This window comes from Sphaerisporangium sp. B11E5 (assembly GCF_039871875.1).
In the GTDB taxonomy this organism is placed as follows: Bacteria; Actinomycetota; Actinomycetes; order Streptosporangiales; family Streptosporangiaceae; genus Sphaerisporangium.
Genome location: NZ_JBDPMD010000108.1, coordinates 1 through 1,832, shown reverse-complemented (window position 1 = coordinate 1,832; position 1,832 = coordinate 1). Strand labels below are relative to the sequence as shown.

The 1,832-nt window shown below is 72.0% G+C and carries 1 pseudogene; it reads right to left on the bottom strand.

From position 1 onward, the window contains the following. Positions 1-958, bottom strand: a pseudogene (locus tag ABGB17_RS38730) (hypothetical protein); the annotation flags it as partial. Between the last annotated feature and the right edge of the window lie 874 nt (positions 959-1,832).

Sequence of the window (1,832 nt, the reverse complement as noted above, 5' to 3'; positions counted from 1 at the left end):
CCACTGCCCCACCACCCCGTGAGACCCCATCCCCCTCGAACCCGGACGCCACGTCCTCATTCGACCCGGACGCTCCCTCCCTCCGGGACCCGGACGCCTCCTCCTCAACGGAACCAGTCACCACCGTCCCTTGAGGCCCAGATACCCCTCCTCTCCCAGCCCCGGTCGCCGCCTCCGCTCCGGGACCAGAGACTCCCTCCGCACCGGACTCAGAAGCAGTCTCCCCACCGACCCCAGACATCACGTCCCCACCGGCCCCGGACACTCCCTCCCCACCGGAGGCAGGTGTCCCAACCGCGTGATACTCAGCCCACGCCCCCTCCGGGTGCACGGTACCTCCGGCTTCAGCGGCCCCCATGGTCACTCCGGACGCGGACGCCCTCTCCTCACCGGGAGCCGGCATCCCACCCCGCGACACCGTCCCGGCCTCGTCCGAACCCGGCACACCCTGCCCCACCGGCCCCGCCCCGCCCGGTTCACCCTCGCCCACCCGCCCTACGGCCGCCGCCCCCTCGCCCGGACGCCCCTTCCCCAGAGTGCCCTCACTCTCGACCGGCTCCGCTTCCACCCGAGCGTGCCGCGGAGGAACGGCGAGCCGGACGACGTCCGACATGGTGCCCGCGTACCGGTCCGCCACGGCGCGGCACAAGCTCGCGATCTCAGGGGTGAGCACCGGCTCCGCGGACACCACCCGCTCCAGCGCGAGCAGCCCCCCCTCATGCTCACTGCTCTCCACCCGCTCCAGCAGGAACCCGTCCGTAAGCTTCCCCGCGAAGCGCACCCGCACCCGGCACCCCGCCACCGCGTCCGCATCCATCCCCGCAGGCACGAGATAGTCGAACGGCCGATCCAGATGCGGCAACGGCGTATCCACCAAGACCCGCGCGACAGGCGCCACCCCCGCCGCGACGATCCCCCCCACGGCCTTCTCCGCCACCGCCTTCCGCGGCACCGGCATACCTTCCAGAGAGGTCTGCCCTTCAGCCCCCGGCTCTCCGGAGCCCCCAGGCGACATGGTCTCGGTCACCCCTAGGTCCTACCAGAAGACACCGACGCCAGATCCCACCACCCACACCGCACACCCACGACAGCCCACCGTCCCTCATCCCCACCGTACGCCGACACCGAATTCCCCCACCTCGCCCCGCCACAACGACACCGGTTGGTGGCGAATACACCGGCCGAGGCGAGCAGCCCCACCACCGCACCATGCCCGGCCGTACCGGCACCGGTGAACAAGCAGCGAGGCGGGAAGGCGGAGCCTCGTGGCGCCGCAGCCCTCGCGAAGGGGAGGCGTGCCCGGCGGCCAGGAGCCCGCAGGCACAGCGGTGTGTACCGTCTCTGGCCCAGGTCGAGTGGGTGGACAGGTCCGATGGAGCGGTGAAACACGAACGGGTGGGCCATGACCACACCAGCCGATGACGGGGTTGACAAGGATTGATCTCCCCGACAGTTCCGACTGGTGAGTACGCCGGTGGCCCGCCCACACGAGGGCGCCGGATTCACCGCACACATCCCTCCGTACCGACACCGTCGAACAAGCACTCCGACGGAGCGGGAAGCGAGGCGGGATTGATCGCCCCGCTCCGGGCTGCCGGGCACGCCGGTCGGCCGCCGTAAGACGGCGCCGAAATCGCCGCACCACGTCGCGCCGTACCGGCGCCGATTGAGTGGCCAGCCGAAGGCCGGGCCCATCGGGCTGCGCCCGTCCCGTGGTCCCAGCCGTCCCGTGGTCCCAGCCGTCCCGTGGTCCCAGCCGTCCCGTGGTCCCAGCCGTCCCGTGGTCCCAGCCGTCCCGTGGTCCCAGCCGTCCCGTGGTCCCAGCCGTCCCG